This is a genomic window from Dietzia sp. 111N12-1 (assembly GCF_001658045.1).
Taxonomy (GTDB): domain Bacteria; phylum Actinomycetota; class Actinomycetes; order Mycobacteriales; family Mycobacteriaceae; genus Dietzia; species Dietzia kunjamensis.
In genome coordinates this window covers 1-24,328 of sequence record NZ_LSSV01000104.1, presented here as the reverse complement: position 1 = coordinate 24,328, position 24,328 = coordinate 1, and the positions used below count along the sequence as shown (strand labels likewise).

General features: G+C 67.7%; 21 protein-coding genes. 15 read left to right on the top strand and 6 right to left on the bottom strand.

Annotation, left to right across the window (positions count from 1 at the left end; genetic code table 11):
* Positions 1–2: 2 nt before the first annotated feature.
* On the top strand, positions 3–1,019 hold the full coding sequence (locus AYO52_RS16890; RefSeq protein WP_067720039.1) for an iron-containing redox enzyme family protein: 1,017 nt from the start codon (positions 3–5) through the stop codon (positions 1,017–1,019).
* Positions 1,020–1,176: 157 nt separating this feature from the next.
* On the opposite strand, the gene AYO52_RS16885 is transcribed toward AYO52_RS16890, so the two are convergent.
* From AYO52_RS16885 to AYO52_RS16865, 5 genes are all read right to left on the bottom strand, one after another.
* A complete protein-coding gene (locus AYO52_RS16885; protein ID WP_067720218.1) occupies positions 1,177–1,347 on the bottom strand; it encodes a CDGSH iron-sulfur domain-containing protein in 171 nt (56 codons plus the stop codon).
* A 34-nt stretch (positions 1,348–1,381) separates the two neighbouring features.
* The gene (locus AYO52_RS16880) at positions 1,382–2,050 is read right to left on the bottom strand and encodes a HemK2/MTQ2 family protein methyltransferase (protein ID WP_067720037.1); all 669 of its coding nucleotides are present in this window, start codon (positions 2,048–2,050) and stop codon (positions 1,382–1,384) included.
* A gap of 143 nt (positions 2,051–2,193) precedes the next feature.
* Positions 2,194–2,766: a hypothetical protein gene (locus AYO52_RS16875; protein ID WP_067720035.1), complete on the bottom strand. Its 573-nt coding sequence runs from the start codon at positions 2,764–2,766 to the stop codon at positions 2,194–2,196.
* A 21-nt stretch (positions 2,767–2,787) separates the two neighbouring features.
* A complete protein-coding gene (locus tag AYO52_RS16870) occupies positions 2,788–3,876 on the bottom strand; it encodes an inositol-3-phosphate synthase (protein WP_067720034.1) in 1,089 nt (362 codons plus the stop codon).
* On the bottom strand, positions 3,873–4,424 hold the full coding sequence (locus AYO52_RS16865; RefSeq protein WP_067720031.1) for a PadR family transcriptional regulator: 552 nt from the start codon (positions 4,422–4,424) through the stop codon (positions 3,873–3,875). Before AYO52_RS16865 ends, AYO52_RS16870 begins: the two co-directional genes overlap by 4 nt.
* 188 nt (positions 4,425–4,612) lie before the next feature.
* Here AYO52_RS16865 and AYO52_RS16860 point away from each other — a divergent pair, with 188 nt between their 5' ends.
* From AYO52_RS16860 to AYO52_RS16845, 4 genes are all read left to right on the top strand, one after another.
* Positions 4,613–5,101 carry a DUF5318 family protein gene (locus AYO52_RS16860; protein ID WP_253702278.1) on the top strand — a complete coding sequence of 163 codons (489 nt, stop codon included), beginning with the start codon at positions 4,613–4,615 and terminating at the stop codon, positions 5,099–5,101.
* A 130-nt stretch (positions 5,102–5,231) separates the two neighbouring features.
* A complete protein-coding gene (locus tag AYO52_RS16855; protein WP_067720027.1) occupies positions 5,232–7,529 on the top strand; it encodes a transglycosylase domain-containing protein in 2,298 nt (765 codons plus the stop codon).
* A gap of 36 nt (positions 7,530–7,565) precedes the next feature.
* Positions 7,566–9,134: a glycosyltransferase family 87 protein gene (locus tag AYO52_RS16850; protein ID WP_067720024.1), complete on the top strand. Its 1,569-nt coding sequence runs from the start codon at positions 7,566–7,568 to the stop codon at positions 9,132–9,134.
* On the top strand, positions 9,131–9,322 hold the full coding sequence (locus tag AYO52_RS16845; RefSeq protein ID WP_067720022.1) for a hypothetical protein: 192 nt from the start codon (positions 9,131–9,133) through the stop codon (positions 9,320–9,322). Before AYO52_RS16850 ends, AYO52_RS16845 begins: the two co-directional genes overlap by 4 nt.
* Before the next feature lie 60 nt (positions 9,323–9,382).
* Here the strand turns inward: AYO52_RS16845 and AYO52_RS16840 are convergent, their stop codons facing one another.
* Complete coding sequence (locus AYO52_RS16840) at positions 9,383–13,264, bottom strand: AAA family ATPase (RefSeq protein ID WP_067720019.1); 3,882 nt, start codon at positions 13,262–13,264, stop codon at positions 9,383–9,385.
* Positions 13,265–13,543: 279 nt separating this feature from the next.
* Here AYO52_RS16840 and AYO52_RS16835 point away from each other — a divergent pair, with 279 nt between their 5' ends.
* From AYO52_RS16835 to AYO52_RS18035, 10 genes are all read left to right on the top strand, one after another.
* A complete protein-coding gene (locus AYO52_RS16835) occupies positions 13,544–13,804 on the top strand; it encodes a LuxR C-terminal-related transcriptional regulator (RefSeq protein ID WP_067720216.1) in 261 nt (86 codons plus the stop codon).
* A gap of 157 nt (positions 13,805–13,961) precedes the next feature.
* Positions 13,962–14,249, top strand: coding sequence for a 30S ribosomal protein S6 (gene rpsF / locus AYO52_RS16830; RefSeq protein WP_067720016.1), 288 nt, complete (start codon positions 13,962–13,964; stop codon positions 14,247–14,249).
* A gap of 105 nt (positions 14,250–14,354) precedes the next feature.
* A complete protein-coding gene (locus tag AYO52_RS16825; protein WP_067720013.1) occupies positions 14,355–14,930 on the top strand; it encodes a single-stranded DNA-binding protein in 576 nt (191 codons plus the stop codon).
* Between the two features lie 115 nt (positions 14,931–15,045).
* Entirely contained in the window at positions 15,046–15,498 is a 453-nt protein-coding gene (gene rplI, locus AYO52_RS16820; RefSeq protein WP_067720010.1) for a 50S ribosomal protein L9, read from the top strand.
* Positions 15,499–15,984: 486 nt separating this feature from the next.
* Entirely contained in the window at positions 15,985–17,808 is a 1,824-nt protein-coding gene (dnaB, locus tag AYO52_RS16815; RefSeq protein ID WP_067720007.1) for a replicative DNA helicase, read from the top strand.
* A gap of 739 nt (positions 17,809–18,547) precedes the next feature.
* A complete protein-coding gene (locus AYO52_RS16805; protein WP_067720001.1) occupies positions 18,548–19,267 on the top strand; it encodes a TnsA-like heteromeric transposase endonuclease subunit in 720 nt (239 codons plus the stop codon).
* Positions 19,268–19,365: 98 nt separating this feature from the next.
* A complete protein-coding gene (locus AYO52_RS18050; protein WP_172812201.1) occupies positions 19,366–21,441 on the top strand; it encodes a DDE-type integrase/transposase/recombinase in 2,076 nt (691 codons plus the stop codon).
* Positions 21,438–22,478: a TniB family NTP-binding protein gene (locus tag AYO52_RS18045; protein WP_082924127.1), complete on the top strand. Its 1,041-nt coding sequence runs from the start codon at positions 21,438–21,440 to the stop codon at positions 22,476–22,478. Before AYO52_RS18050 ends, AYO52_RS18045 begins: the two co-directional genes overlap by 4 nt.
* Complete coding sequence (locus AYO52_RS18040) at positions 22,475–23,959, top strand: TniQ family protein (protein WP_082924126.1); 1,485 nt, start codon at positions 22,475–22,477, stop codon at positions 23,957–23,959. Before AYO52_RS18045 ends, AYO52_RS18040 begins: the two co-directional genes overlap by 4 nt.
* Positions 23,960–23,964: 5 nt before the next feature.
* The gene (locus AYO52_RS18035) at positions 23,965–24,327 is read left to right on the top strand and encodes a TniQ family protein (protein WP_172812199.1); all 363 of its coding nucleotides are present in this window, start codon (positions 23,965–23,967) and stop codon (positions 24,325–24,327) included.
* The last annotated feature ends 1 nt before the right edge of the window (position 24,328 follow it).

The following is a 24,328-nucleotide window of genomic DNA, read 5'->3' as shown; positions in this document are numbered from 1 at the left end:
ATATGACAGCTGCACCGATCGACGCCGCCCCCGCGCAGGACTCCGCCACGACCGCGCCGTCGCTTCCCGTCGCCTGTGGTCCGCTGTCCGAGGCGGTCGTCGCGGCGTTGTCGTCTGGCGCCGTGCAGGACCTGCCGCCGGTACCGGCGGACACCGATCCGCTGGGCCGGGACCTTCAGCTCGCCCTGTACACGTTGTACGAGCTGCACTACCGGGGCTTCGACGGGGTCGACGCGGAGCTGGAGTGGGAGCCGGAGGTGCTGCGGCTGCGGCGGGACCTCGAGCGGGTCTTCCTCGGGCACCTGCGGTCGGCCGTCGAGCCCGGCGACGACCCCGTGGCCGAGATGGACGCACTGTCGGTCGAGGCGACCTCCGGCACCGGACCGTCCTGGTACTTCAAGGACGAGGGGTCGTGGGACCAGCTGCGCGAGTACTTCGCCCACCGGTCCCTGTACCACCTCAAGGAGGGTGACCCGCACGCGTTCACGATCCCGCGTCTGCAGGGTCAGGCCAAGGCCTCGTTCGTCGCGGTGGAGTTCGACGAGTTCGGTGGTGGGCGGGGTGAGCGCGTGCACCAGCGGTTGTGGGCCGACCTCATGAGCGCCGCCGAGCTGGACCCGACCTACCTCGGTTACCTCGACCGGGTGTCGGCAGAGACGCTGGCGACGGTCAACCTCATGTCGATGTTCGGCCTGCACCGGTCACTGCGGGGCGCGGCGATCGGCCATTTCGCGGCCATCGAGATCACCTCGTCGCCGGGATCGGCCCGCCTGGTGGCCGGACTGCGTCGGCTGGGCGCTCCCGAGGAGTGCGTCCACTTCTACGCCGAGCACGTGGAGGCCGATGCGGTCCATGAGCAGGTCATGCGGCACGACGTCGTGGGCGATCTGGTGCGCCGTGAGCCGGAACTGGCCGCCGACGTGGTGTTCGGTATGCGCGCGCTGGACTATCTCGACGACCTGGCCGCGGAGAAGATGCTCGCCGCGTGGAAGCGCGGCGAGTCCTCGCTCCTGCCCTGACACTCTCCCGGCCACTCTCCCGGCGAGCCGCCCGTCCCACCGCCCCGGGAAGATCCGCTACTCCGAATCGGGATTCGCTATGCGCATCGGGGTAGCAGATCCTGATTCCGGGTAGCGGATTCGCGGGAAGGGGTCCGCCGCCGCCCCGGGACAGCGCTCAGTCGTCGTCGCGGGCCGGGTCGGTTGCCCGGACCTTGCGCCGGTGGCTCGTGTCGCACAACGGGTAGGTCTTGCTGCGCCGACACGTGCACACGGCCACCATGAAGCGGTCCGAGCACACGCGCTCGCCGTCGGGCGTCGTCATGTCGACCGGGCCCTCGATGAGCATCGGTCCCCCGGGCACGATCCGCACCCGCCGGGCGTCAGACGCGGTCAACGCGGATCACCACCAGCTCCTCCTCGCGGCGACCGGGCTCGAGCAGGCCGGCGGCCTCGAGTCGCTCGGCGTACGAGGTCATGACGGGACCGAAGTCCACGACGCGGGTGGCGACGGTCCGCGCGGTGAATCCCGACTGCTCGAGCTTGCGGATGGTCTGCGGGGGGTCCGAGAACTCCGAGTGCACGATCATCATGCTCCCGCCGGGCGAGACCAGGTCCGGGGCGAGGTCGCACAGCTGGTCCAGCACCACGCGGCCGTTGGCGCCGGCGTCCCACGCCCGGTTGGGTCCGGTGCCCTCGAGCGGGGCGTCGGACGGGACGTACGGCGGGTTGGAGACCACCACGTCGTAGGGGCCGGCCCGGCGGGCGTCGTCGAGGGTGCCGAGCCGGACGTCCACCTGCACCCCGGCCCGCTCGGCGTTGCGGGACGCGCACGCGACGGCGGCGGGGGAGATGTCGTAGGCGAGCACCTCCCTGGCGCCCTTGAGCGCGGTCTCGATGGCGAGGATGCCGCTGCCTGTACAGATGTCGAGGACACGCCGCCCGGCGACCAGATCGCACTGGTCGAGCGCCTCACAGATGAGCCAGGAGTCGTCCTGGGGCGCGTAGACACCGTCGTCGACCTCGATATGGGTGAACCGGGTCTGGGTCATCGGGGCCTCCGGTTGATCTTCGGGACAGATGTTGTCCAGTCAATCGGCGAAGCGCCCCACCTGCAACCGGATGCGGTCCTGTCGGGCCCGCCCGGACCGCCCGGCCCGCCCGTCGGGCCCGCCCGGACCGCGCCCCGGGTGGCCTACTGCCAGTAGAGGCCGCCGGGGACGTCGCCGCCGCCGGTGAGGCGGCAGGTGAGTACGGCGCCGTCGGCGGAGGTGACCGCAAGGCCCTCCTGGGCGCACGGTCCGCCGGGTCGCGCCTGTCCGGTGGCGTCCGCGATCGCGGCCCCGTCGGTCCCGCCCACGCCGCCCTGCGGCAACCACAGGGGGCCGGCGCCGCCGGGGTCCTCGGTGCAGAACAGGGCGGAACCGTCCTCGGCCTGGGCGACCTCGCCGAGCATCTGGCAGGGCCCACCGGTGCCGACGACGTTGGCGGGCAGTCGGGGCTCGGGGGCGGCGGAGACGGGCGGTGCCGGCGCGGGTGGCGCGGAGACGGGCTCCGCGGTGTCGGGGGCCGTGGTGGTGGGGGCGGGAGTCGAGGATGACGACGACGACGAGGTGTCGGGCCGCGTCGTCGGCGAGGTGGCGGAGTCGTCCGCGGTGTCGGCGGAACAGGCCGAGAGTGCGACACCGGCCGCCATCGCGAGTGCGATGACGGCCGGGACACGACGACGCCCCGGGGTGGTGTGCGGGTGGTTCGTCGCTGTGTTCATACGATCCTTCTGCTGCGCTGGTCAGGCCCCGATGATGAAGGCCTCGAGCTCGGCGCGGGCCTTGTCGTCCGCCATCTGCTCGGGCGGCGACTTCATCAGGTACGCCGAGGCGGGCAGGATCGGTCCCCCGATGCCGCGGTCCTTGGCGATCTTGGCCGCGCGGACGGCGTCGATGATGATGCCCGCCGAGTTGGGGGAGTCCCACACCTCGAGCTTGTACTCGAGGTTGATCGGGGCGTCACCGAACGCGCGTCCCTCGAGACGAACGTACGCCCACTTGCGGTCGTCGAGCCACTCCACGTAGTCGGAGGGGCCGATGTGGACGTTGCGGTCGTGGATCTTGTCCTTGAGCGACCCCTCCAGGTTGGAGGTCACGGCCTGGGTCTTGGAGACCTTCTTGGACTCCAGGCGGTCACGCTCGAGCATGTTCTTGAAGTCCATGTTGCCGCCGACGTTGAGCTGGTACGTGCGGTCCAGCGCGACGCCGCGGTCCTCGAAGAGCTTGGCCATGACGCGGTGGGTGATGGTGGCACCGACCTGGCTCTTGATGTCGTCGCCGACGATCGGGACGCCGGCGCTGCGGAACTTCTCGGCCCACTCCGGGTCGGAGGCGATGAACACGGGCAGGGCGTTGACGAACGCGACGCCCGCGTCGATGCAGCACTGCGCGTAGAACTTGTCGGCCTCTTCCGAACCGACGGGCAGGTAGCTGACCACGACGTCGACCTCGGCGTCACGCAGGGCCTGCACGATGTCGACGGGCTCGGCGGCGGACTCCTCGATGGTCTCGCGGTAGTACTTGCCCAGGCCGTCGAGGGTGGGGCCGCGCTGCACGGTGACGCCGGTCGGCGGCACGTCGCACAGCTTCAGGGTGTTGTTCTCGGAGGCGTTGATCGCCTCGGCGAGGTCCATGCCGACCTTCTTGCCGTCCACGTCGAACGCGGCGACGAACTCGACGTCGCCCACGTGGTAGTCGCCGAACTTGACGTGCATGAGGCCGGGAACGGTCTGGTCGATCGCGGCGCCGGCGTAGAACTCGACGCCCTGCACGAGCGAGGACGCGCAGTTGCCGACGCCGACGATCGCGACGCGCACCTTCTTGTCGGTCATTGGGGATCTCCTTGTGATGGGTTCTCTGTCCGGATGAGTTCATTGATCCAGCGCAGCTCGCGCTCGCTGGTCTCCAGCCCGAGCAACGTGAGTTGCCGGGCGTAGCGCAGTTCGGTGGGTCCGGCGCGGGTGGCGGCGTCGCGTTGGCTCTCGCGACGCTCCTCCAGCACCCGACGCCGGCCCTCGAGAAGGCGCACCCGGGCGGGCCCGGGAGTGCGGTCGAAGAACGCGAGGTGGACGCCGAAACCGTCGTCGGCGAACGACGCCGACACCGGCTCGTCGAGCAGGGCCGCCAACGTCCCCTTGCCGCGGGTGGTGATGCGGTAGGTCTTGCGCCCGCGCCGCGCGGTGGCGGGCGGCCTGGTGGCGGTGGCGGCCGAGGAGTCCTCGACGATGTCGCCCTGCTGCTGGAGGCGGCGCAGAGTGGGGTAGAGGGATCCGAAGGACACGGTCCGGACCGTCCCGAGCATCTCGGAGAGTCGCTTGCGCAGCTCGTAGCCGTGCATCGGCCGCTCGTCGAGCAGGCCCAGGATGGCCAGTTCGAGCACTCCACCTCCCCCTTCCCGCGAATCGTGCCTGTGCGCGTCGTGCGCCGTGTGTCATGCGACGGATTCAGACTGTACACCTGCTGATGTATCGGGCCGATATACCGAGTAGTGACATCGGTCCGACGTGTCGGCACGCTCCGCTGCTCGCTCCGGCCCGGGCCCGCTGCGGGGGCCGTAGGCTGGACGCCGTGGACCAGGCCGACTCCCGCTCCCCGCGACCCGGCCCCCCGCCGGGGCCCGAGGACCCCACCGGCCGTGCGGCGCTACAGCGTCGACGGGTGGTGGACTTCGCGCTGCGCCGCCGCGGTGTGCTGGGGGGCCTGCGCGAGGGCGCGCTCTCGCTCCGCGAGGTGTGCGACGCGGACGTCTACCTCCTGCGGGCCGCCGGTTTCCACGGCGTGGAGACGGAGACGGTCTGCCCGGTGTGCCGCAAGGAGAACCTCACGGAGGTCTCCTGGGTGTTCGGCGACGACCTCGGGCCGGCGTCCGGGTCGGCCCGCGGTCGGGACGAGATAGAGCACCTCGCCCTGACCCACGACGAGTTCACCGTCCACGTGGTGGAGGTGTGCCGCAGCTGCTCCTGGAACCACCTCATCCTCTCCTACGAGGTGGGGCTCACCCCGGGTGCCGGAAAGCGCGTGCGACGAGCGGCGCGAGAGCTCCGCCGACACAGCTGACGCCCGCCCGGAGTGCCCGACGCGGGTTCCGGAGTACAGAATCGGTCGCGATTTCGTACACAATGGTCGCCAGAGCACCGCAACCGGGGGACTCCCGGGCCAGACGGGTCGGCTCGCAGGAGGGTAGAACATGTCGCAGAATGGCAGGACGAACCGGTCCGCCGACGAGGGCCGGAGCACCAGCTCGGACCGGCGCGGCTGGGCCCGTCGCCATCCGATCTGGACGACGGTGATCCTCCTCGCCGTCGTCGTCCTCGTGATCCCCCTGGCCATCGCGGGGGTGATGTACAACCGCACCGAGATCCCCAGCCCCGGCAGCGTCCGCACCGAACAGATCTCCGAGATCTACTCCAGTGACGGCACCACGATGATCGGCCGGATCGTGCCCCCGGAGGGCAACCGCACGCTCATCGAGCTCGACGCGATCCCCGTCCACGTGCGCAACGCGGTGATCGCCGCCGAGGACCGCAGTTTCTACACCAACGAGGGGTACGACCCCACCGGCATCGGTCGCGCGGTGATCGGGCAGATCACCGGCGAGGCCGGCGCGGGCGGTGGCTCGACCATCACCCAGCAGTACGTCAAGAACACGATGGTCGGTGACGCCCCCACGTACCAACGCAAGGCCAAGGAGATCGTCATCGCGGCCAAGATGACGAACGAGTGGTCCAAGGACCAGATCCTCGAGGCGTACCTCAACACCATCTACTTCGGCCGCGGCGCCTACGGCATCGCCGCCGCGTCCACCGCCTACTTCAACAAGCCGGTCGAGGCGCTCACGATCGAGGAGGGCGCGCTGCTCGCCGGCGTCATCCAGTCGCCGTCGGCGCTCGACCCGCTCAACAACCGGGCCGCGGCCGAGGGCCGCTGGAACTACGTCATGGACGGGATGCGGGAGATGGGCGCGATCGACGCCCAGCAGCGCGGCAACGCGGCGTTCCCTCAGGTCGTCGAAGACCCGCAGGCGATCGAGCAGAACGTCGGCGACCCGAGCAACGGACCCATCCGCCGTCAGGTGCTGGGCGAGCTCGCGGCCGCCGGGATCGACGAGCAGATGCTCAACACGCGGGGCCTGAAGATCACCACGACGATCGACCCCCAGACCCAGTCGGCGGTCGTCGACGCCGCCCGGTCGAACATGCAGGGCGAGAGGCCGGAGAACCGGACCGCCATCGTCTCGATCAATCCCAAGACGGGCGGCGTGATCGGGTACTACGGCGGCGAGGAGGCCGAGGGCTGGGACTACGCCAACGCCCCCCTGCAGACCGGTTCGACGTTCAAGATCTTCGGCGTCGCCGCCGCTCTCGATCAGGGCATCGGCCTGGGGACCCAGATCTCGTCCGCACCGGTGACCACCGGCAACGTCACGGTCACCAACGTCGACGGCCGGTCCTGTGGCTCGTGCTCCATCTCCCAGGCGTTGCTGCTGTCGCTCAACACCTCGTTCATCCGGCTCCAGCGCATGCTGGACAACGGGGCCAACGACGTCCGCGACATGGCCCACCGCACCGGCATCCCCAAGCAGATCCCGGGTCTACCGTGGGAGACGCTGAGCGAGCAGGGCGAGGATCCCTACGACGGCCTCATCCTGGGCCAGTACCCGATCCGCGTGCGGGACATGGCGACCGGCCTGGCGACCTTCGCCGCAGAGGGCGTCCACCGGCCGACCCACTTCATCGAGCGGGTCGAGACCGCCGACGGCGAGGTGCTGTTGGACAACTCCTCGATCGAGGGCGAGGAGGTGGTCGACCCCGACGTCGCCAACAACCTCACCTCCGCGATGCAGCCCATCGCTGCCTATTCGAACGGTCACTCGCTGGCCGGCGGGCGGCCCTCGGCCTCGAAATCGGGCACCACCCAGCTCGGCGAGACCGGGTACAACAAGGACGCCTGGTTCGTCGGCTACACCCCGTCGATCGCGACGGCCGTCTGGGTGGGGACCGACGACAACCAGCCGCTGCTCAACGCCTGGGGCGGCACCATGTACGGCGCGTCGCTGCCCGCCGACATCTGGAAGTCCGCGATGGACGGCGCCCTGTCCGGCACGGAATGGGAGAGCTTCCCCGAGCCCGGGTACATCGGCGGCCAGGCCGGCGCGTCCCAGGGGCAGTCCTACGGGAGCGGTTCGGGCACCACGGGCGGGACCGGTACCGGTGCCGGCACCGATGACTACGTCCCCCAGGCCAGTCAGGCCCCGGCCCCGGTCCAGCCCGCGCCGGCGCCGCAGGCTCCCGGCCCGCTCACGCTCCAGGTCCCCGGACTGCCGGAGATCGTCATCCCGGGCGCCGGTGCGCCGGCACCCGCACCCGCCCCGGCGCCCGCGCCCGAGCCCGCCCCGGTCCCCGGCGGCGGTGGTGCTGATGCCGGTGGCGGCACCGGCGGAGACGGAGGCACCGGTGGCGCAGGCGGCGGGGACGACGGGGCCTGATCCCGGGCGACCGGCCCCCGCCCCCGCCGCTAGGGTGTGACCGTGCAGAGCAACGGCCGTATCTCCCCGCTGCCGCTCGACGACGACCTCCGCTCCCTGGAGCCGCACGAGCGGGTCCGCCCCGGTGACGGGGTCGGCGCGGAGGCCATCGCGGCGTGGGGTGGGCCGGTCGGTCGTCACGCGGTGGTCGGCCGTCAACGGTTCTGGACGCCGCTGCGCGTGATCATGCTGTTCGCCGTGATCTTCCTGGCGTTCGGGTTCTTCTCCAAGTCCGCCTGCCTGGAGACCACCCACCCCACCGACGGTTCGCAGCCGGGCCTCAACTGGGACGGCCGCCAGTACTACAAGGCGTGTTACGCGGACCCGCTGCCGCTGTACTCGGCCGAGGGGTTGGACACCGGCGCCTTCCCGTACAAGTACATGTGGATCGCCGACAACGGCGAGGTCCGCTACATGGAGTACCCGGTGTTGTCCGGGATGTTCCAGTACGTCACGGCCCAGGCGGCCCAGGCCTGGCACGCGGTCTTCCCCGGCGGGCTCATCGAGGTGGCCAAGTACTTCGTCCTGGGCAGCGTCCTGCTCGCGATGGCGTGGATGATCGCCGTATGGGCCACCTACCAGTCCGCGGGGCGCAGGCCCTGGGACACGCTGCTCATGGCGGCCAGCCCGCTCATCATCTTCCAGGCCTTCACCAACTACGACCTGATGGCGATCGCGTTCGCCTCCGTCGCGCTGTTGCTGTGGGCCCGTTCGCGCCCGGTCTGGGCCGGGGTCGTGCTGGGCCTGGGCGTGGCGGCGAAGCTGTACCCGCTGTTCCTGTTCGGCGCACTTCTGGTGGTGGCCCTGCGCCGTCGGCGCTTCGCCGAGCTGGGTAAGGCGGCCGCGGCGGCGGTGGTGGCCTGGCTGGCCGTGAACCTGCCGATCATGATCCCGTTCCCCGAGGGCTGGCGGGAGTTCTACCGACTCAACTCGGACAGGCCCGCCAATCCCGAGAGCATCTACGCGGTCATCCAGACCCTCACCGGGTGGCAGGGCTTCGACGCGGCCCGCGCGGCGGGGGAGGCCCCCGCGACCCTCAACCTGGTGTCGTTGGTGTTGTTCGCGCTCGGCTGCATCGCGGTGCTCGTCATCGGACTCACTGCGCCCGTCACCCCCCGGGTCGCGCAGTTGGCGTTCCTCATCGTGGCGTTCTTCCTGCTCACGAACAAGGTGTGGAGTCCGCAGTACTCGCTCTGGCTGGTGCCCCTCGCGGTGCTCGCCGTCCCCCGCGTGCGGCTCCTGCTGCCGTGGATGGCGTTCGACGCCCTGCTCTGGGTGGCGCACATGTCGTACTTCCACGGCGTGGACAACAAGGGGATCGGCGCGGACGTGTTCCACCCACTCGTCCTGGTCCGCGACCTGCTGGTCGTGGCGATCTGCGCCGTGGTCATCCTCGAGATCTACCGCCCCCACCTGGACCGCGTCCGCATGACGCACCAGGGCACGCCCGAGGGCCCGGACCCGCTGGCCGGGGTGCTCGCCGACCCGGACGAACCCCTCGTCGTCGCCCCGCCCGCGAGGCGCGACCCCGTCGACGCCCCCCGGAAAGAGGACGCCGCCCCATGAGCACCAACTCCATGATCTGGATGTTCGTCTACATCCTGATCGGCTTCATCTGCATGGTCACCGCTGCCGGCGGCTACCGGGCCGGGTGGCGCCAACCCGTGTGGATCGGCTGGACGGTGGCGGCCTTCCTGTTCCTCACCGTCATCCCGGTCACGCAGGCGTTGACGATCGGCCTCCAACACGGCTGACCGCCCCCGCACCGCCCCTGCCCCCGGTCAGCGGCCCGGCGCTCCCACTGCGCGACCCGTTCAGCCACACAGGTCGAACGGCTCGGTGTCCGGGAAGTGCCGATCCCACTCCTCGGCGGTGAGCTGCACGCCACCGGCGCAGGCCTCGCTCACCACCCGGTCCGGGTCGAGCTGCCACATCCACATGGCGCCCTCGACGCCCACCGCGAGCAGGCCGCCCGTGGGTGAGGCGCTGCGGCCCTGGTAGAGCAGGGGATCGGTGGTCGATCCCAGAACCGCCCACGGTTGCGGCCCGGCAGGGTCGGACACGTCCACCACGGTAACCTGGCCGGTGCTCGAGGTGAGCATGACCAGGTCGTCGTCCGCGGAGAACGCGGTCCAGTAGATCTCCCCGGGCGGCGCGGTGAACGAGGACAGTTCGCGGGGCGCGGTCGCGTCGGCCATGTCCCACAGGCGGATCGTCTTGTCCCCGCCGGAGGTGGCCAGCAGTGGCGAGCCGGGCGCGTACCCGGCCGACGGCGAGGCGCCGATCCCGGTGGTGAGCCGGTGGGCGACGGTCGGCCGGTCGGGGTCGGTGGTGTCGAGGACGACCGTCTCGGGCCCGAGGGTCGGCACGACGAGTTGCCCGGAGTCGGCCGAGAACTCGGCGACGACGCACGGGTCGGGCAGCGGCACCGTGACCCGGAGCGTGGGCTCGGCGGGATCGGTGACGTCGACCAGTCCCAGGTCGGGGCTGGTGTCGCTGCACACGGCCAGGGTGCGCCCGTCGGGGCTGAGCGGGCTGGCCACCACCACCCCGGAGGTCACGGGCAGGGCCGCCACCGGGCGGGTGGCGGGCCCGAACGGCGCGGTGAACACCTGCAGGCCCCCGTCGGCGAGCCCCGCGTAGACGACGCGCCCGTCGGGGGACATGGCCACGGAGCCGGAGAACCGGGTCCCGGCGTCGGGGACGACGCGGCCGGTCTCGCGCGGGACCGGGCCGGTGGTGTCGACGACGGTGTAGTGCAGTTCCGCGGCGGTGACGCCGAGGACCCCGGTGGTCCGATCCGCCGAGGACGCGGTCTGGAAGATCGAGTTGGACTCCGAGGCCGCGCCCAGGCGTCCCAGCGGCCAGAGTCGGACCAGGCCGTCGACCGAATAGGTCACGAGGCGGTCGGAGTCGGTGAAGCGGACCCCGGTCGCGACCTGCGAGGCCGGCAATTCGGTGAGCATCCGGCCGACGGGGTCGTAGACGCGGACCCGCTCGTCGGAGCCGGCGGCGGCGAGCCGTCCCCGGTCGTCATAGGTGACGTCGTGGACGTAGGCGTTCCACCCGGTCAGTTCGGGTAGCGGGCGGGCACCCTCGAGGACGGCGGCGCCGCCAGCACCGCCGTCGCCGTCCAGCTGCCAGCGCTGCACGGACCGGTCGGTGGTCCCGGCCGCAATCCGGGTGCCGTCGGGACTCACCGCGAGGGCGAGCGGGATCGCGACCGGCCCGGTGTCGAGGTCCGGTCCGCGGTGACCCCGGCCGGACGCGTCGGCGTCGAGCAGCGTCTTGACGCCCGCGGTGCGGTTGGCCGCCAGCAGGGTCCGGGAGTCGGGCAGCCATGCCAGCGCTTCGACGGGCTTGGCGACCTCGGCCCCGGGATCGGGGACGGCGACCCGCGCCCGCTGGTCGGTGACGGCCAGCGCCCCGCCGCGCATGTCCAGCGGCCACCGCAGGACACGGCCGTCACCGGTGCCGGCCGCGAGGGTGGTGCCGTCGGGGGAGAAGGCGACGGAGTGGAACGGCCCGGCACCCTCCTCGAGGGCGGCCAGGATCGTGGGCTCCGTGGGATCGCGCAGGTCGACCAGGTGCACCGCGCCCTGTCCGGCGACCCCGAGGACCGAGCCGCCCGGCGACAGGGCGGCGGCGTACAGCTCGTGGCGCTCCCCGGCGCCCAGGGCGAGGGTCGCGACCGCGGCGGGGTCGCCCGCGCGGAAGATGCGCAGGACGCCGTCCGAGCTGACGGCGGCGACACCGCCGTCGTCCGGCAGCGCGATGACCCGTCCACTGCCGGGGGCGGCCTCGAACCGCAGTGGCACGTCGGCGCGGCTGGTGTTGAGTAGCGCCGAGCGCGCCTCGGTGGTGGGGTGGATCCGGTAGGCGGCCAGGGCCAACGCGCGGCCCAGGCCGGGGTCGCGGGAGAAGGCGGTGGTGGAGGAGACCGAGCCGGAGCGGGATAGGGCCACGTCGCGGGTGTGGCGGGCGTCCGCGCCGGCGCGGAGTGCGACACCGCTCGCGACCAGGGCCAGGACGGTCACCACCGCCAACGACGCGGCCAGCACGGTCAGTGTACGGATGCGCCTGCGGTCCCTCCGGGCGACGGATCGGTGATGGGATTCGGCGGCGGCGAGGAACTGCCGCTCCGATTCCGCCAGGTGGGCGCTGGGGCCGTCGTCGTCGTCCCTCCACCTCAGGTAGTCCGCGGTCGCCGACGCGGGGGGCAACGCGGACTCGTCGCGCCCCGACCCCTCCCAGTCGGCGGCGGCGGAGCGCACGCGCGCCAGGGTGCGCAGGCCCTCCCGGTCCGCGTCGATCCAGTCGACCAGGCGCGGCCACGAGGAGAAGAGCACCTCGTGGGTGGGGGTCACCGCCTCGCCGTCGACGGTGAGCAGGCCCGCGTGGGCGAAGGGGGTGGCGACGACGAGGAGGTTCTCGGACAGCTCGGCGAGCGGGGCGTGGCGGCGGACGGGACGGGCGGAACGGACGTCGACCAGCCGGAGGAACAGGGTCCTGCACGCGGCCCGGCCCGCCGGATCCAGTTCCTGGTAGACGGATTCCGCCGACGCGCGGACGGCGCCTTCCACCCCGCCGGAGGAGTAGTAGTCGTCCACGGTGATGCGACGGCGGCGACTGCGCTCCCAGCACACCAGCAGCACGTGGGACAGCAGCGGCAGGAGGGAGCGCTCGTCGGCGCCGCCGTCGGCGGGGGCGACCGCGTCGAGCAGCAGGTTCACCAGCGACGGCTCGACCGTGTAGCCGAGGGAGCGTGCGGGCTCGACGATGATCTCGGCGAGCTGCTCGCGGCTGGGCGGGCCGATCACCACCGGGTCGTCCAGGGCGTCGCGCAGGACGGGCTCGGCGAGGGCGGGCTGGAAGAAGTCCGCGCGCAGGGCGAGGATCGTCGGCCGGCCCCCGGCGGCGCGGGTGGCCAGCGCGTCGAGCACCTCCGCGCGGCGCGCGGGGCTCACCTCGTCCGCCCAGAGCTCCTCGAGTTGGTCGACGACGAGGTGGCCGGTGGCGCTCGCGAGTTCGCCGGTGATCCCGGCCGGGCGCACGATCGCCACGGTCGAGCCCTCGGCGACCCACCGCGGGGCGAGTCCGGCCGCGAGCAGTGACGACTTGCCCGACCCGGAGGCGCCCACCACGACGAGCGGCCGCGTCCGTGAGGCGGTCACGCGGGCCAGGACCTGGTCGATCTCGGCCCCGCGACCGTGGAAGAGGGCGGCGTCGTCGCTGAGGTACGAGCGCAGGCCGACATACGGGCTGCCGGTGTCGTCGGGCTGGGGCACGGCCGAGCGGGGCGTCGGTCGGGCGTCGGTCGGGTCGGTCCCGGCCGGGGCAGCGGGGTCCGTCGACGAGCCGGTCTCCCCGGGGCGGGCGCCGTTCTGCATGCGGCGGGTGGTGCGTCGGGGCCCCGGACGCATCCGGACCCGCTCGACGGCCGCCCGCCACTCGTCGATGGTGGCCGCGGTGGCGGAGTCTGCGCGGGCGGGGTCCGTGCCGGCAGGGCTCGTGCCGGCCGGGTCCGTATCCGAGCCCGCGTCCCCGCCGACACCGAGCAGGCGGAGCAGCTCCACGAGCGTCGCCTCGCTCGCGCGGGTCGGCACGTGCTGGCCCGAGAACCAGCCGGAGGCGGTCCCGAGGGTCAGGGAGGGGACCAGCCGCACAACGTCGCGGACCGAGAGACCGGCCGTCACCCGGAGAGCGGTGAGCGCGGTGCCGAGCTCCTCCCGAGTCTGAATCTGAGAAGGAGCTGATCGTCCAACTGCGCCCTCGACGGGCTCGCGGGGGGTGTGCACGGTCAACATCGTACGGCCGGGCGACCGGCGTACGGAAGGGATTCGGAGGTCATGTGCTGGGGTTTCATACGATCGTAGGACGCATCCGTACGGACTTGTACTGACAATTCGGGGGAAGTTCACGCCGTGACCGGCCGTCGCCAGAATGAATCGGAACTCATCGAACGAGAGGGCGCCATGACCGCCACGATTCCTTTCCGCCCCGCCGCGGCCCGTCCGGACCTCAGTGACCGGGAGGTCGAGGTCCTCATCGCCTGGCTCGCCTCGGACAGCAAGCGCGAGGTCACCGAGCGGCTGTTCCTGGCCGACTCCACCGTCAGCACCTACATCCAGCGGGTGCGCTCCAAGTACGACGCCGTCGGCCGGCCCGCGCGGACCAAGGTCCGGTTGCTGCTGCGAGCGGTGGAGGACGGCTACGTCAGACTCGACGACCTGTGAGGGGGTGGCGCGCCCGTGCGACGGTGCTGCCGCCGCCGACGGTGATTTCGTCTGCCGAGGTCACCGGGGTAGCCTTGAGCGGTTGCTGACGCAACGACCCTCCTGCCACGGAGACACCGTGGCCGAATCTGTAGTCCACAGGAGGTGATGAGGTCCCATGCGTCAATACGAAGTGATGGTCATCCTCGATCCGAGTCTCGACGAGCGCACCGTGGCGCCGTCGCTGGACACGTTCCTCAACGTGATCCGGCAAGAGGGCGGATCGGTCGACAAGGTCGATGTCTGGGGGAAGCGCCGCTTCGCCTACGAGATCAACAAGCAGACCGAGGGCATCTACGCCGTCGCGCAGATCAAGTCCGAGCCGGACGCGGTCAAGGAGCTGGATCGTCAGCTCGGTCTGAACGAGAACGTTCTCCGCACCAAGGTGCTCCGCGCCGACAAGTGACCCGGAGTGTCCGACCGCACCGGTAATCTGGGCGCGGTCGGTCGGCCTTCGATCACCATCCACCTCAGGCTGTAATACGCCGGCTTCAACACGGAGGACAAGCGCATGGCACAGGGCGACACCCCTATCACAGTGGTCGGGAACATCGTCGCGGACCCCGAGCTGCGGTTCACGCCGTCGGGTGCCGCGGTGGCGAACTTCCGGATCGCCTCCACGCCACGTCGCTTCAATTCGCAGACCAACCAGTGGGAGGACGGCGAAGGCCTGTTCCTCACCTGCAACGTCTGGCGGCAGGCGGCGGAGAACGTCGCCGAGTCGCTCCAGAAGGGCATGCGCGTCATCGTCAACGGTCGGCTGCGCCAGCGGTCGTACGAAACCCGTGAGGGCGAGAAGCGCACCGTCTACGAGGTGGAGGTCGACGAGGTCGGCCCGTCGCTCAAGTACGCCACCGCCAAGGTGACCCGCACCAACCGTGAAGGCGGCGGGGGCGGCGGCCAGCAGGGCGGCGGTTTCCAGGGTGGCGGCCAGCAGGGCGGCGGCTTCCAGGGTGGCGGTCAGCCGCAGGGCGGTTACGGCGGCGGCCAGGGCCGTGGTCAGCAGAACGACGACCCGTGGGGCAGCGCCCCGCAGGCCGGCGGTTCCGGTGGCTTCGGTGGCATGGACGACGAGCCCCCGTTCTAGAGCGCGTCGAATTCCCCGGGGCGCCACCCGCGTCCCACCCCATAAGCATGAGACATGACCTCGCGACATCCCGGCCCAGGTCGGGTCCGTCGGAGGAAAGAAAGGTAGACGGATCATGAAGCTGATCCTCACCGCCGACGTCGACAAGCTCGGTGCGCCGGGCGACATCGTCGAGGTCAAGGGCGGATACGGTCGTAACTTCCTGCTCCCGCGCGGGCTGGCCATCGTGGCCACCCGTGGCGCCGAGCGCCAGGTCGACTCCATCAAGCGGGCCCAGGAGGCTCGTGAGGTGCGCGACTCGGACCACGCCAACGAGCTCAAGCAGAAGCTCGAGTCGCTGGCCGACGTCAAGGTCGCGGTCAAGACCTCGGACACCGGCAAGCTGTTCGGCTCGGTCACCGCGGGCGATGTCGCCTCTGCCATCAAGGCCGCGGGCGGACCGACTCTCGACAAGCGCGCCGTCGAGATGCCCAAGGAGCACATCAAGTCGACCGGCGCCCACAGCGTCGTCGTCGACCTGGGTCACGACACCACCGCGCGCGTCGCGGTCGAGGTCGTCCCCGCCTGATTCACCGCGAAGGGCCCCGATCGTCACAGTGACGGTCGGGGCCCTCGCTTTTGTGGACGGCCTGTGGATAACTAGTTGTAATGCCTAGGGTCCGGACGGTTCTCGGATCAGTGCCGTTCATCTTTCGTTATCCATTGTGTCCCTGTTTGTGACGTGGTAAGCGCCGTTCTCCACCGGCGCCGCGACCTGCGACGATGATGGTGACCTGCGGTTTTGCTGAAAGTGGCCAGCGGTTTCCACCGGTTGTCCACAGTGATACGCCCATCGGCCCTGCGTAACCCACATCCATTCACAGTTGTCCACAGGTGCTCTCTCGCAAATGTGGACAAACCTGGGGATAACCGGGTGGGCAGGGCGCCGGGCGTGTCGGCGGGGTGACCTACAGTGGAGAGGTCGCTCGGCGCCTGTTCAGGGTCGGTGCCCATTCGGGTTGGCGCCCGATCGGGTTCGGTGACGGTACGAGTTCTACGGCGGAGAGGAGCGGTCATGGCGCAGGGGGGATTCAGCGGTCCCGGCGAGATGCCGCCTCCGCCGGACGAGGGCGGCGGCGGAGAGTTCGGCCGCACCCCGCCGCAGGACCTCACCGCCGAGCAGTCCGTGCTCGGCGGGATGCTGTTGAGCAAGGACGCCATCGCGGACGTGGTGGAGGAGATCCAGCCGGGCGACTTCTACAAGCCCGCGCACCAGGCGATCTACGACGTCATCCTCGACCTGTACGCACGCGGTGAGCCGGCCGACGCCGTCACCGTGGCCGCCGAGCTCGACCGCCGGGGCGACCTCCGCCGTGCCGGCGGTGCCCCGTACCTGCACACGCTCATCTCCACCGTCCCCACCGCGGCCAACGCCGGGTACTACGCGCAGATCGTCGCGGAGAAGGCGGTGCTGCGCCGCCTGGTCGACGCCGGCACCCGGATCGTGCAGTTCGGCTACTCGGGGTCCGAGGGCGCGGACGTCGCCGAAGTGGTGGACCGCGCCCAGGCGGAGATCTTCGAGGTCACCGAGCGACGCACCACCGAGGACTTCGTGATCATCGAGGAGCTGCTGCAGCCCACGATGGACGAGATCGACGCGATCCACACCGCTGGTGGGCTCGCCCAGGGTGTGCCCACCGGATTCGCCGACCTGGACGCCGTGACCAACGGTCTGCACGGTGGCCAGATGATCATCATCGCCGCCCGCCCCGGCGTGGGTAAGGCGCTGGCCCTCGACACCGTCCTGCCCACGCCCGACGGGCAGACCACCATGGGCGAGGTCGCCGTGGGGGACCGGGTGCTGGATGCCGACGGGCAGCCCACCGAGGTCGTCGCCGTGACCGAGGTGTGGCAGGACCGCCCGTGCTTCACAGTGCGGTTCAACGACGGCACCGAGCTGGTCGCCGACGCCGAGCACGAGTGGCGTATCGAAATGGGCGGCACCGAGCAGGTCGTCACCACCAAGTCACTCGACACCCTCATGCTGGTCTGCGACTTCGGCATCGTCGTCCCCGAGAATCCCGGCTCCGGCCGGGCGGCCCGGCTCATCACCGACGTGCGCAGTGCGGAGAGCGTCCCGGTCAGGTGCATCGAGGTCGCCGCCGCCAATCACCTGTATCTGGCCGGGCCCACCGCGATCCCCACGCACAACTCGACCATCGGCCTGGACATCATGCGGTCCTGCTCCATCAAGCACGGGCTCTCCTCGGTGGTGTTCTCGCTGGAGATGAGCCGTACGGAGATCGTCATGCGCCTCATGAGCGCGGAGGCGCGCGTGAAGTTGTCCGATATGAAGTCGGGCAAGATGAGCGATGAGGACTGGACCCGGATGGCGCGGCGCATGGGGGAGATCTCCGAGGCGCCGCTGTTCATCGATGACTCGCCCAACATGACGATGATGGAGATCCGCGCCAAGGCCCGCCGGCTCAAGCAGAAGCACGACCTGCGGCTGATCGTGGTGGACTACCTGCAGCTGATGTCGTCGGGCAAGAAGGTGGAGTCCCGTCAGCAGGAGGTCTCCGAGTTCTCTCGTCAGCTCAAGCTGTTGGCCAAGGAGATCGACGTCCCATTGATCGCGATCTCCCAGCTGAACCGTGGCCCCGAGCAGCGAACCGACAAGCGGCCCCAGGTGTCCGACCTGCGTGAGTCCGGCTCACTGGAGCAGGACGCCGACATCGTCATGCTGCTGCACCGCCCGGACGCCTCCGAGCGCGACGACCCTCGGGCCGGCGAGGCGGACCTGATCCTGGGCAAGCACCGCGGTGGTCCCACGTCCACGATCACGGTGGCGCATCAGCTCCATTACTCGCGTTTCGTGGACATGGCGCGGGGGCTGTAGCTGCCGCGTGTCGCTGTGCGGTCTAGATTGACGAAATGACCTTCTAGATTGACGGGTGAACCAGCTATTGGGGCGTCAGAATCCTTTTGACCAGGTGAAATCCAGAATCATCAGTAGACCGACCGCTACGGCTCGGTCAATCTAGAAGTTCTGGGAAGTGCATAGATGCTGGTCAAAAGGCTACGAACGTTGTTGGCTTTACGAATGTAGTGGTCGAGTTTTGCGGTTTCGTGGACGGTGCAGGTCACGAGGCATAACGTGAGTTCCGAGGACGGATGTCTACTCCGACCCGTGCTTGGAGGCCAACCATGTCGCCCGCTGATCATGCACCTCGCGTTGATCTTCAGCCTGCGCGAACGGGCAGGCCTCGTTTGCGTGCGCAGCAATTGAAGCCGAACGAGCGAGTCCTCGTTTCCGCGCGGCTGCCCGCGGAGCTGGCCGCGCGGATCTATGAGACGGCGAACCGAAACCAGAAGCCAGTTAGTGGCGTTGTCGCTGACCTTCTTGCGCAGGCTCTTGGGGATTCGGGGGCGGCGACGACTTAGAACAACACGGGCGACGTAGAGCGCCGAAATGCGAAAGAAGGCCGGGGTGCCACCCGACCTTCTCGCTGGATCCGCCCACGCTTTCGCGTGGGACTTCACCTGTGATAGCAGGACTTACCTCAGTGGAGGATTCCCTTGTCTTTTCTAGCAGACAGTTTCGAAACCCGGCTCGTCAACCCCTGGCGAGGTGCCTGATGACCGCAATCACATGGTCTTTCCGGTGGGAAGGCAAGCCGGAGGCACGGGATTGGTCGGAGGGCCTTCCGCCAACCGACTTCTCATGTATCACGCCGTTCCGGAAAGTTCGTGCAAGTACGCGGTCGAAGAACATCCCCGCCAGAGCATGGAGTCAGACCGTCGGTCGGGTGCTGGACGTCGAGTCCGGCCTTGAGCACGACCTCGTGCGGAAACTGGATAGAGACCCGCAAGTGCAGTGGTTGGTCCCTCAACCATGCCGAGTCTCATGGGCGACGCCATCGGGACGAAAGTCCCATATTCCTGATGTCCTGTCGGTTGACGCGTCCAAGTTGGTGACGATCTGGGATGCCCGGCCGGTTGAGAAACAGGACGCGGAGTTCCTCGAAGCCGTTCCGGTCACGAGAGAAGCATGTGCGGCTTTTGGGTGGAGCTACAAATTGTTCGCCGAGCTTGACCGGGTGGAGAAGCTGAATTTGTTGTGGCTGCAAGGATTTCGTCGGCCACCGAGCTGGATCGACTCCGTGCGGCCTCTCATCATCGAGGAGGTTCGACTTCATGCAGTAGTGGCGCTAGGCGAGTTGATGCGCTTGGACCAGGGGGATGGAAGGGTCAAAGCTGGGATTTGGCATCTCATCTGGTCTGGAGACCTCGCGTGTGATCTACAGCGTCGAATCGACCTCAACAGCGAGATTCGAACCTCGGTAGGTGCGCTGTGAGTGTTAGGCGCCCTAACGCGCGTACGCCGATCAAGCGTGGCGACCTGATCCTGATGCCCGGTGGCTTGTACCGCGTCACTGGAGTTCTCCCGGGTGGATTGGAGGTCAAAACGGTTACGGGGGCGGAAGAAGTCATCAACTTTGGCGAGCTAACCGAAGCGCGTCAGATAGACGACGGCAGGGTGGCTGCTGCCTCCGCGGCCTTACAACCGTTGTGGGACGCACTTTCAGTAAGCGCGAGAGAAGCCGCGCTGTTCAAGCTCGAGGTCGTCCAAGAGGTCTTGACAGGCTATCGAGACGGGCACCCGGACCTAGCGCGGCCCGGAGAGCCGCGGCATCCGTTTGGCTCACACAGTGGCGTATCTGAGACAGCTCGAGCAAACGCGATGGCGGCTCATTTGGCAAGCGAGTTTGAGGTGGACCGGACCCGTCAACGCAAACTCGCCCAGGGGGGCAAGGCTGGTAGCTCCCCCTCAAGTAGTTCGATTCGTGGCTGGGTCCAGAATTGGCGACGAGACGGACTTGTCGGGTTGATTGATGGCCGTGCGCTGAAACCCCGGAAGGAATGGGCGCAGATCGATGAGGCCTATCGAGAGGTCGCGGAAACGCTCGCCCGCACCTTCGACGGGGACCGGTCCGCGGTCAACATCGCGGAGCTGGACCGAAGAATCACCGTTGCGCTCAAGCAAAGTGGAGTGGAATACAAACAGCCAGCGAAGCGCATCAAATCCCAGTACCTCTCGTGGCTCATGTTCACGCGTGGTGCGACGACGCGTACCCAGAAGACCCGCTCACTGCGAAACACCTCGGGCTACGAGCACTACCCGGCCATGCGGCCCGGGCAGGTCGTAGCGATCGACGCGACCCGAGCGGACTGTCTGGTGAGGGACGTGGGAACTGGAGAAGTCTTCAGTGTCGAAGTTCTCACCGCGATCGATGTGGCGACACGAGTCGTGCTGGCGTTGCGCGTGGTCCCAAAGTCCGCTGACGCAGTTGACGCGGCTCTACTCCTATACGACGTGTGCCGACCTTTCTCCATGCTCGTCGAAGGGACATCCGTCTCTGACTGGAGGTGGTGCGGATTGCCGGGTCAGGTATCTCTGATGACCACGGCTGACGGGAAGACTGACGTACTGCCGGACTACACAACCCTTCAGGGTGAGCACGCTATCCCGTCAGTGTTGCCAGATGCAGTGCGAAGTGATCACGGCTCTAACTTCATGTCCGCGCACTTTCAAGACACTCTTGCGTCGCTCGGAATCGATTTCCTGCCGACACGAGGCGGCAGACCAACTGACAACCCGCATATCGAGCGGTTCCATGAGACATTGCAACGTGCGTGGCAGCAAATCCCTGGATACAAGGGCAGGAACACTGGCGAGCGCGGCGCCAAGGTCGACACAGAAGCCCTACTAACCGCTAACGAACTAGAGCAGCACCTCCGGAGATTTGTGAGCTTGGACTACCACCGGACAGAACACGCGGGACTGCGCGTTCCGGGAGAGCCCAAAGCGAGATTCACGCCGCTCGAGATGTGGGACATGCTCACCGAACTTACGGGTTGCATCGATGTCCCCCAGCGCGCCGACATGGTTTTCGACTTCCTCCCAATTCACTGGGCAGTAATTTCACATGGCGGAATCAAGTGCAAGAACCTCATCTTCGACGCCGAATGCCTCGATGAGTACCGGAACGGTCGGAAAGGGCGATTTCGTGAGAAGGACGCCGCCGCGCCGTTCTACCGTGATCCTCACGACCTGAGCAGGCTGTGGTTCCGCGACCCAGAAACCAACGAGGTCAACGAGGTTCCCTGGAAGGGCGCCGGATTGACACACGCGCCCATGACTGACGCACTTGTAGATGCCGCGTGGAAGGTTGCCAAGAACCGAGGCGGTAAGAAGATGATCTCCCGCGAGTGGTCCCAGCACCTCATTGCTGAAGAACTTATCGAGCTCACCACGCATGCTGAGAATTTCGACGAGCCAGCGCGGATCCGCGCAGCGCGATTACGACGGCAGCAATCTCGTCGTGACATCAACGAGGCTGTGGATGCGCAATCACGGACTCCTTTGTCTCCGCATCCGACTACGACGGAAACGCTGAGTACGAGCCCAATCGACTTCGACGCCCCTTGGGGCCGGCTGACACTTGACTACGCAAATGAGAAGCAATGACGGCGCATCGGTGGCACCGGGCGAGCATCGCGATGGACGGCAAGGAACCGGACCGACTCACGGCTACGGAGCTCCGCTCGGCTAGCCCTGAAGTCCGTGAACAATATGCAGCTCAGGTCAGAAAGTGGTATCGCACTCAATTTTTTACGACGCCGGACCGGGAGGCTATTGCGCGTCATCTATCCGAGACCGTAAGGGCTAACAATGATTCCCCGCCTGGGGCGAGGACATTCATGTCGGTTACCGGTCCGAACGGCGCGGGGAAAAGCACGTTCGTCAAGCGCTGGGCGATGGAACGATACAGAGAATCGGCGCTGGGGTACCCGACCTCTGGACCGGATGGCAGGCCAGTTTGGTACCCAGATCCTGAGAAGGAGCGCGACGTGGTTCCGGTCTGCTGGGTAAATTTGCCGTCTGCCGCGAAGGTGAAGGACCTGAATTCAGTGATCCTTGAGTTCTTAGCGCTCCCGGGGGAGGGCGTAGCACGTCTCCAGACTGGACGAGTTCTGAGAGCGTGTGAGCGGCATCTCGTGCGATTACTGATCATCGACGACGCACACCTGCTCAACACCGGACAAAAGATCGGAAGAGAGGTACTTGATCACGTCAAGGTACTAAATACTGAGCTCGGTGAACTGGGCGCCTCAATCGTCCTAGTGGGCGCAAACCTCGAGGGGGGTGAGCTGCTCACAGATCCGCAGATCGCCGCGAGGCTGAAAGCACACTTTTTGGGCCCGATAGAAGTTGACACGAACGAAGGAAAGCTAAAGTGGCAGACCATGTTGGTGGCGCAGGAGCGTGCTCTAGCGCTATATCTCCCTGGGCTTTCAACTGGCGTGCTCCACGATGAGTTCGCGGGACTGCTGTGGAAGAGGACACAAGGGTATCTGGGCGATGTGCGTGAACTTCTTACCGAATGTGCCGGCCGCGCAATCGAGGATGGAACCGGAGTGATTACTGGGGCCCATATCAAAGCGGTACCACTTAGCGCACGCGCTGAAGCTCGACAAGCCGCGTTGGAAGGGGCTCGATCATGATCACCACCGACCAGCCCACTCAGCTGCCCACACGCCTCTCACCAGCCAGGCAGGAAACCCTGGCGTCGTTCGTCCAACGGTGCGCTGACGCGAATGACGTTCCCGTATCGCTTCTACTTAAGGGGTGCGACGGGCTGACGCCAGAGAATCTCTCGAACCGCAAGAAAATTCCACTGAGCGAGCTTGCACAGCGCCTGTCCGTGAGTTCAGATGAACTTGATGCGATGTCGGTTCGCCATCGCCAGCGGAGCCCTACTCCCCGACTCGTAGGGCTCCTTCAGGGCAGGCGGTGGGTGTGCCCGGAATGTGAAGTGCACGGAATCCGCTCGCACTGCGAGAAGACCTGGTTGCGTTTTGCCTGCGAAGAGCACGGCGTCTTCCTCGAAGTCAACGACGCAGGGCCGCACAGAGCAGTCGTGGCGAGTGATAGAGTCTTGGCGCTCCAAGCTCGCGCCAACAATCTGCTTCGCGACAACCACGATGCCTTTATCGTCACTGGCCGGCTACTTTCCCACATGAAGCAGTTGCGACGCTTAAGCAAGGCAGTGAGACCCCACGAGGTCCAACCTGGGACAGAGCACGTGCTGACGTGGCTAGAGAAAGTCCAGATCACAACGGGGCAGGCAGTTCTAACCCCCCTACAGGCGGCGATACTGCTCAACTGCCTTCTACCGATCGTGACCTGTAGCGGATTCGACAGGGCAATGGCGACTAACCTCCGAGTTCTCTGCGAACGACCCGCCAGCCAGACGGAGCCTAGGCGAGATCAGGAGGAGGCGCGATTACAGGCGTTGGAAGAAATCTCGAACCTGATGCGAGTCGGAAGACGAATCGCCAAACTCGTCGATGCGGGCGGACTTCACGAAGGCGCTGTCCCGACGATCTACCTCGCTGCAGGGGATCCAGATTGGAACGCCTTACATCGTGAGGACTCACGTGTGCGTGAAGGCGCTGCTGCGATGTGGAACGCGCGCAGACAGGCCTGTAACGACGTTCATGAAGCCGTGACTACGTACAGAAACGGACCGGGCATTCAAGCCCAAGCCACGGCAGGAACTGGCCGCCGCGCTAGTGCTCTGATTGGCTCGGTTGAGGCATCTCCCATCGCATCCTCCACGTTCGCTGCGGAGCTGACAACGATTCTGACAAATCAACTAACACCCGTTTTAACCGCCGGCAGGATCGGGCTACCCGGCCCGGCTGTCAGATGGCTGATGCCAGAAATCGGCAATGACCCGGAAACTCGACAGGTCCTTGAATACTGGCTGTGGATGCAAAGCCCCGAGCAACAGCCGAAGGTGATCTCGGACAGTGTCGTGCCCCTCGAAGACATCTGGCGAGTTGACGCACAATTGACGGTCGAACAGAAGCTGCAGCTTCTCGACCTGCGCGATTCAGTAGTCGCGGAAGTCGAGGGGCGAGGTCTCCAGCGACGCTGCGGTGAGCAAGTCCTCCACCGCATCCAAGATCAAGTCGGATGACTGTCATGGCCAGCCCGACCGAGCCCCTGCCAAGCCGGGTGCAGCTCTCAGACGGAGAGGCACTCGACTCATACTTGGAGCGGGTCGCTCTTGCCAACGACCTGACCACTATGGAATTGCTCCGCTTACTCGATCCTCGAGCCGACGCAGAATCGTTGACCTTTGCCCTCGTTCAACCATCGGACGACCTGCTCGAGCAGATTGAACGAATTACTACGCTGAAACTCTGTCAAGCGAAGAGTGCAACCCTTCAGCGCTTCGCGAACAATCGACCTTTGGACTTCAACGGCTTTGCTGAACCATCTGCAGCGGCCTTCCGAGCGATCTCGGCCCGCGGTTGGTTCCCCTTACAGGCTCTTCGCATCTGAG